Source organism: Moorena sp. SIO4G3, assembly GCF_010692305.1.
Taxonomy (GTDB): domain Bacteria; phylum Cyanobacteriota; class Cyanobacteriia; order Cyanobacteriales; family Coleofasciculaceae; genus Moorena; species Moorena producens_A.
The window spans coordinates 1-7,043 of sequence record NZ_JAAHIG010000432.1; the positions used below are offsets into that span (position 1 = coordinate 1).

A 7,043-nucleotide genomic window follows, 5' to 3' on the forward strand; every position below is an offset into this window, starting at 1 on the left:
TTAAATCCCCCTTAATAAGGGGGATTTAGGGGGATCCCTTTGTACCTCATGGGTATAAGATTAGCTATAAGCTGATAGCTAATAGCTAATCAAGAAATCTTCGGACTACTAAAGGCACCACCTTTACAAAACACACTATTGCGGAGAAAATCAGTAAGTAACTGGGGCGGCTCAAGATTGGGCTTACCTTGAACCACTCGACGCAATTGCCACAATAAATAACTAGAAGCCCAGGTATGATCGGCTAGAGCAGCGTAAAACCAACCATAATTTTTGAGGAAATACCGTCGCCGAGAATCAAAGACATACTGGGGTCGGCGTTTGGGTGGACGCTTGGTGTCGGTAACACCTGAACTTTGCCCAACTAAGTGGACTACGCGACTTTCAGGGACATACCAGCATTCCCAGCCAGCTCTCTGGGCTTGCAGGCAAAAGTCCATTTCTTCGTAATACATGAAATAAGCTTCATCGATCAGGCCAACCTGCTCAAACACTTCCCGACGAATAATCATACTTGCCCCAGCTACCCAATCCGTTGGACAGGGTTGATCAGGAATCGGTGGCCAAACTACCCACTTCGATAATAATGTCGATACGATACCGAGACGCAAACCAGAATCTAGCTCACTGAGGACGGTATGAAACCGAAATGCTGAACACTGAGGGGTACTGTCAGGCTCTTCCAGGCGAGACCCAGCAATACCCACCTGGGGATGGTCACTCATAAACTCCACCAGGGTTTTGATGGCTCTAGGACGAACAATGGTGTCTGGATTGAGCAACAACACATAATCCGGTGGCTGATTAGACGTCAGGGCTGGGCGGATCACAGCATTATTGCCAAAGGCAAATCCACCATTGTGCTCTAGTGCCATCACCGATGCCCAACTACCCCAGTTTTCGTTTGCGATCGCATTTTTAATGGCAACAGCCGATCCATCCCCAGAGGCATTATCTGCCACTACTACCGTAGTATTCGATAAACCTGGGATTTCATCCGCTAGAGAGCGTAAGCAGTCTATAGTTAAACTAGGGGTTTTGTAGTTAACAATTACTATAAGTAAAGAATTTATGGTATTCTTTTTTACTTCATTAGACATAACTAAATTTTGATATTTATTTACCTTATAAAAAAATAATTAATTGTTATACCAAAGGGAACAGGGAACAGGGAACAGGGAACAGGGAACAGGGAACAGGGAACAGGGAACAGGGAGTAGGGAGTAGGGAGTAGGGAGTAGGGAAAAAAAATCATCCTCATTCATTTAGTATTACTATTAATAGTTTTTGTATATATTAATTACTATAGGTTTTTTAATAGTTATATTTTATACATATCTACACATATTTTTTGGAACCAATTACTAATTTTTATATTCCCTGTTCCCTGTTCCCTGTTCCCTGCTCCCTGTTCCCTACTCCCTATTCCCTATTCCCTATTCCCTATTCCCTACTCCCTACTCCCTACTCCCTACTCCCTACTCCCTACTCCCTGCTATATCATCCCTAATTCCGTTGAACTTGTCTTCGTTGATTCCGATTTTGATTCCGATTTTGATTCCGAGAACGCTGGGGTGCCAATGCAGGGGCTTTTTTCACCTTATTGGTTGTAGGTTCTTTGACCACCAATCCTGATAGTCCTCCACAAGCCAATACAAAGACTGGATTACCATGGGCATTGAGCATAAATTCCACCATGTACAACGCTACAGCCACGGTCAGCACCGCCACTGGTGCCGCTTGCCGCTTTGGCCACAACTCCGCTGGACAACGGAACCAAAACATAGTCAACACCGGCATTAGTAAGGATGTGGTCAGGCTGGCTAGTCCAACGGTACCAGTTTCACCAAAGGCAATAATCCACAAACTATCTGGAACTGTAACTTGCTCACCGTTGTCATTAAATATCAGACTTCTTCCCCATCCTCCCCAGCCAAACACGATCCGTTCCCGTGCTTTATCTACAAGTAACTCTTCATTATCAAATCTAAACTGTAAGGATTGGATACGTTCTTCAGGAACTACATTCGATACATTTGAGATAATCTGATCACTAACGTAGGTTTCAGTCTGTGAGTTAATGTATAAGTAAGAACAAATAAGCCCAATTAGGAGAAAGACTGGCAAAGCAGTGCGAAAATGCTTGCCAAAAAACAAGATGCCAACTCCTAAGAGTAGTAAAAAATAGGCACCAGTGGATTTGCACAATATAAATGTGATCAACAACGCAGCTACCAGCCACTTCATGGGAATATTCCAGAGTTGTTTGATCACCCCAGTGTGCCATAGCCAAATTCCCACTAAACTAGCTGCCATCATCCACATACCCACTGGCAAACCGTGAATCATAAATACTGTCGGTCTCCATCCCCCGTAACGCATGGTTTGGCCAAAGTCAGGATGAGCATGGAAGCCGTACAATATCCTATGGAGCTGCGGACTAAAGCGAATTTCGTACAAACATAGGGGAACATATACCAACCCGCCCATGAAAATGCCAATTGCCAAGTCACGCAATCCACTCAAGTTATGGAGATATATCCGACCGAGAAAATAGGGTACTCCCCAGGTCAAGGTTTGCGTCAAAACAGTAGAGAACCCATCGTAAGCCCCCAAGCCATTCGTAATAGATGAAGCCAATGGACATAGGCACCAAATCAGCATGGGCAAGTCTATCCAGCTGAATTTAAAGGAGCTAAAACGCCCAACATCGTATATAAACGTAGCCAACAAAATACCGTAGCAAGTTGCCGACATCTTAGTATAGTCAGGTAGACCAGGCAAAGCATATTCTGCCACGGGTAGGAATAGCCATGCTACGATAAAACTCACAATGACTGCCCGCTGAGCTGGAATTCTCATGAAGAGATAAAGCACAACTGGAATCCAGCCGAACATGACGATGGGGACTAAAAAACTCATTGGCTTTTTTGGGCATGAACGTGAACAGAGTTGCTTGAGTAATTATCAGCTATCAGTTATCAGTTATCAGCTATCAGCTATCAGCTATCAGCTATCAGCTATCAGCTATCAGCTATCAGCTATCAGCTATCAGCTATCAGCTATCAGCTTATGGGCTACGCCCACGCTACTTGAGGTGCCAAAGGCCAACGGCTGACGGCTGACGGCTGACGGCTGACGGCTAACCACTGACCGCTGACCACTGACCGCTGACCACTGACCGCTTACTAACTAATTAAGTTATTCAGAAATTTTTTGACTTTGGTTACTGGAGATTTTTTAAGTTGTAATTTTTCTCCTGGTCGAGCCTTAAATAATGTGGAATGATCGCCACCCTTGGAAAGCTCTTCAGCTGGTCTGCCATTGCTGTAGTAGTAAAGTGCCAAAGATTTCCGAGTCCGTCCTTCTGGACAAGTTAATGGATCAGGATGTCCGTGATAGGAAAAATCTGTAGTACTGAATATGACACATCGGTTGAAGATGGGGAGAATTTTTTTCTGAGACTTTGTCATCTCTTTATCCCACATTTCAAAATAACCACCATAGTCTTCTTCCCAATCTTTGTTGAGATAGATCAGAAGATTTAAGCGGCGGTCAAGGCGCAATTTTGTATGGCGATTGAAATCAGCATGGATTTTTAAATAACCACCTTTTTCGATCTGATGCAAGCCACCACCAACAAAATGAGGGTCAGGGATGATTCCATCAATGCCAGTTAAGGTTTCTAAAAAGTTAAGGAAAGTTGATGAATTGAGCTGATACAAAAAAAATCGGGTGTATTCTCCCATTTGAATTTCCGATTTTGAGGCCAGTTTTTTTTCTGGGGCAGCCTCAAACTTTTGCCAATCAATTTCATCAGATTTAGGAAACTCATTCAGAATATTATCTAGGATATCCTCTGGAAAGAAGTTATCCATGATAATGTGTGGAAATGGCTCAGCCTGGGCGTAGGCTTCACAATTATCCTTCGCAAAGTTAGTTAACTTTTCTGGATCTAGGCAATAGTTTAATTTTGAATCCATTTTATTTTCCAATTTTAGTCTCTTAGTCAATTTATATGGGTGGTATTTTTTTATTAGTAATTAATACTAGTTATTTTTGTAGGAATTGTGATAATTTTTATTTTCTGCTCCCTGCTCCCTGTTCCCTGCTCTGCTGTTCCCTGTTTTAAAAAAGTCCACTGATGGGATATCCAAACCCCAACATATATCGAGCCCAAATCACCCACATCAGTAATGTCAACAGTAGTGAAGTAGCCCAGAGGTCTTGCTTAATAAAGGAAAGCCCTTCACGACAAAGACCATAAGTTATTACTAGATAAGGGAGAATGTCATTGAAGGCAATCACGACTACTGCTCCGAGTGCTCCATTGCCAAACTTTTGCATCACATAAAATCCTAGGGGTATGCCAATACAAACATTAAGACTCTTGACCAGTTGACTGTAAGCGTTATAGTTTGGCTTTCCAAGAGCCATCAGAGCTTGCTGAACGGTATCAATCAATAATGCAGGCCAGATGCCTAGGGTCAAGATTGGTAACATCCAAGCCGCCTCATAAAACCTCTCATCATATAAGATAAAAATCGCAATATCTCCAAAAGCAGTACTGACTGTCAACATCAATGCTGCAACCACTAGGATAAGTTGGCGATTGTACCAAATTTTGATCCGAAAGGTTTCCCGAGGCAAATCAGCCAGCTGAGAAAAAGTTGGCAAAAGAACCTTAGAACTAATTGCCGAGATTACCTGAGAAGGTAGGTATGCTAAATTAAAGGCAACACCATAAATCCCCAATAGTGTGAATGAAAACAATTTGCCTAGAATTAGTCGGTCGGCTTGGGTCGCGAGAAAGGTAAGCGCCGTTGAAATAAATATCCATTTCCCGAAGGAAAAGATGTTGTTGGCTGCCTCTTTTTCCCAGGTAAAGCGGTTTGATATTCCAGGAATTAACCAATGACTGAATATCATTTTTGCCAATGCCGTCACCACATTTCCAGCAGCAAGAGCCCAGATTGTCCGATTGAAAAAAGCCCAAACGAGCATCACGATCAGGCCGGACAATTGCACCACCAGCTCAAACATCATGATCTTGCCAAATGCCATGTGGCGGTTGAGGCTCCACACAGCAGTGGAGTTAAATCCCTCAATCAGTGGAATCACACCAATTACTGGCATCAGCCATAACAGCTGCGGGTTATTATAGAAATGGGCAACTGGCCAAGTAATTATCAGACAAGACACCCACAGCACAATTCCCCGCAAAACCTGAATAGTCCAGATAGTATTCAGAAAAACTGGGTCATCCCCACGTTTATTCTGGATGATGCTTGGACCAATGCCGACATCGGAGAATAACCGTAAGCCAATGATGAAAACGTTGGCTAGAGCCATTAAGCCGAAAAAGTCTGGTGCAAGCAGCCGGGTCAGAACAAGATTACTTGCCAGTCTCAGAAACTGACTTGTTCCATAACCAGCTACTGTCCAAATAGCCCCACGGAGGAGTTGTTTTTTAAGTGATGAGGACATGGTTAGATTTCCGAGTAGGTAGACGGGATGGGTGGGGTTGCAGACTTAAAGGCATCAGATAATTTGATTAGTTTTAAAAATTGGCTCTACAGCTGATATCTGAGTATGTTGTGTAATATAGGTTTTAGGTTTTAAGTTACCGCGATGTAGATACTACTTGTTGAGCACCAGATGAATACTCCCGAACGGTCTTTTGCCAGAAACGGGCTGGCTCTTGAGATGAGAAATAACGACTGATATAGTTGTGAGCATTGCGTGAAATATTGTCACGAAGTTCTGCATGCTCTAGTTCCAAAAGAGATCGTGCTGCAGCCTCAGGAGTCTCGGCAGCCATCGCAGTCTTACGGTGTTCCATGCAGAAATTTGCCCCACGGGCAGTCTTACCCACTACTACAATTCCTGCTGCCATGGATTCTTGGGGAGGAAGGGCACAACCCTCAACCTCTGCAGATGCCAGGAAAACTTGTGGTCGTCTAAACTGCTTTGCTAGTTCCTGAAAGGGAAGTCCATCTACACGCTCAAATCTCCAGTATGTACCACCTAGCTTTTGATACCATTCCTCAGTCTGGGTGATGAACTCAGGGCCTTTTCTGGGAAAGGCGAAGACCAAACCTGCTTCTCTTTCTGCTTGAGGAATAAATGGAAATGCCTCGTTATCAACGACATTGGGAACGATCTCAATGTCTTTGCCAGGATAAGCGGCTTCGCATACTTCCTTCATGAAGGGAGAGTCTGTCCAAAGAGCCACACGGCTATCTCGATACTCAAAATCAGCTTTAACCAAAATTGGAACCTGGAGATAAGCGATCGCTGGTCCTTTGACATCATTGATCAATAGTGTGAGCCAATCAGGAATAATGCATACATCATCCGGACGACGATCTGCCCAACGGATAAAGGGTAAATTGTGAATCCCCCAAGTATTACCAAAGGTGTTACGACCAGTCATGGTGGCAATTACTGCATCAGCCCCAGATTCCCGAGCGGCCAAGCAGTGACGCATGATATTCAGGTCTCCGCCGTTTACTTCGGATTTATAAAGCCACCTACGCCGAACCCAACTCTGAATTGGCTTTAGCTTAGGACGGCTAAGAACACGGTATATTCGTTGCCAAGTGGTGCTTGTTGAAAAGTCTGGAAGCAAAAATACAAAACGCATCAGCTAACTGTTAAAAATAACGGGAATAAAGGAAATTATTGAAAATGGTTATCTGTTGCCCCGATTCACAATTTGATTCACAATTTAAATGCGTGAGAGCTTAGTACTAGTTGGTGGTGCCTCAATGGGAGCTTGCTTTGGAGGTAGTTCAGGATTAGACAAAAATACGGCTGACAATTTCTTAGCTTCTGTTGCGACATCATGCCGCCTAGCAACCCGCTCCGCCCCAGCTTTACCCATTTCCTCCAGGGTTTCCACCGGGGAGTTTAAGGCTTCAGCCATTGCTGCGGTTAAGGCTTCAACAGAACCGGGTGGCACTAGCCAACCACAGCTGCCATCACTCACCAACTCAGGTATCCCAGCAACATAAGTAGTAATCACTGGACGACCCACGGCT

Annotated in this window: 8 protein-coding genes; 1 reads left to right on the top strand and 7 read right to left on the bottom strand. The window is 43.9% G+C overall.

Features of this window, described 5'->3' with window-relative positions:
* Positions 1-89: 89 nt before the first annotated feature.
* Both F6J99_RS39030 and F6J99_RS39035 read right to left on the bottom strand, forming a co-directional pair.
* Complete coding sequence (locus F6J99_RS39030; protein ID WP_293121429.1) at positions 90-1,100, bottom strand: glycosyltransferase family 2 protein; 1,011 nt, start codon at positions 1,098-1,100, stop codon at positions 90-92.
* A gap of 39 nt (positions 1,101-1,139) precedes the next feature.
* The gene (locus tag F6J99_RS39035; RefSeq protein ID WP_293121431.1) at positions 1,140-1,265 is read right to left on the bottom strand and encodes a hypothetical protein; all 126 of its coding nucleotides are present in this window, start codon (positions 1,263-1,265) and stop codon (positions 1,140-1,142) included.
* An 86-nt stretch (positions 1,266-1,351) separates the two neighbouring features.
* On the opposite strand from F6J99_RS39035, the gene F6J99_RS39040 reads away from it, so the two are divergent.
* Positions 1,352-1,510 (top strand): hypothetical protein, encoded by a 159-nt coding sequence (locus F6J99_RS39040; RefSeq protein ID WP_293121433.1) that lies wholly within the window; start codon positions 1,352-1,354, stop codon positions 1,508-1,510.
* On the opposite strand, the gene F6J99_RS39045 is transcribed toward F6J99_RS39040, so the two are convergent.
* From F6J99_RS39045 to F6J99_RS39065, 5 genes are all read right to left on the bottom strand, one after another.
* A complete protein-coding gene (locus tag F6J99_RS39045) occupies positions 1,507-2,922 on the bottom strand; it encodes an O-antigen ligase domain-containing protein (RefSeq protein ID WP_293121435.1) in 1,416 nt (471 codons plus the stop codon). The two genes, F6J99_RS39040 and F6J99_RS39045, sit on opposite strands and share 4 nt — an antisense overlap.
* Before the next feature lie 266 nt (positions 2,923-3,188).
* Entirely contained in the window at positions 3,189-3,983 is a 795-nt protein-coding gene (locus F6J99_RS39050; protein WP_075901556.1) for a 2OG-Fe(II) oxygenase, read from the bottom strand.
* A gap of 145 nt (positions 3,984-4,128) precedes the next feature.
* On the bottom strand, positions 4,129-5,487 hold the full coding sequence (locus F6J99_RS39055; RefSeq protein ID WP_070394042.1) for an oligosaccharide flippase family protein: 1,359 nt from the start codon (positions 5,485-5,487) through the stop codon (positions 4,129-4,131).
* Between the two features lie 136 nt (positions 5,488-5,623).
* A complete protein-coding gene (locus F6J99_RS39060; RefSeq protein ID WP_293121438.1) occupies positions 5,624-6,646 on the bottom strand; it encodes a glycosyltransferase in 1,023 nt (340 codons plus the stop codon).
* A gap of 84 nt (positions 6,647-6,730) precedes the next feature.
* Positions 6,731-7,043 (bottom strand): glycosyltransferase (locus F6J99_RS39065; RefSeq protein ID WP_293121440.1); only part of this gene is annotated, 313 nt, incomplete at its 5' end.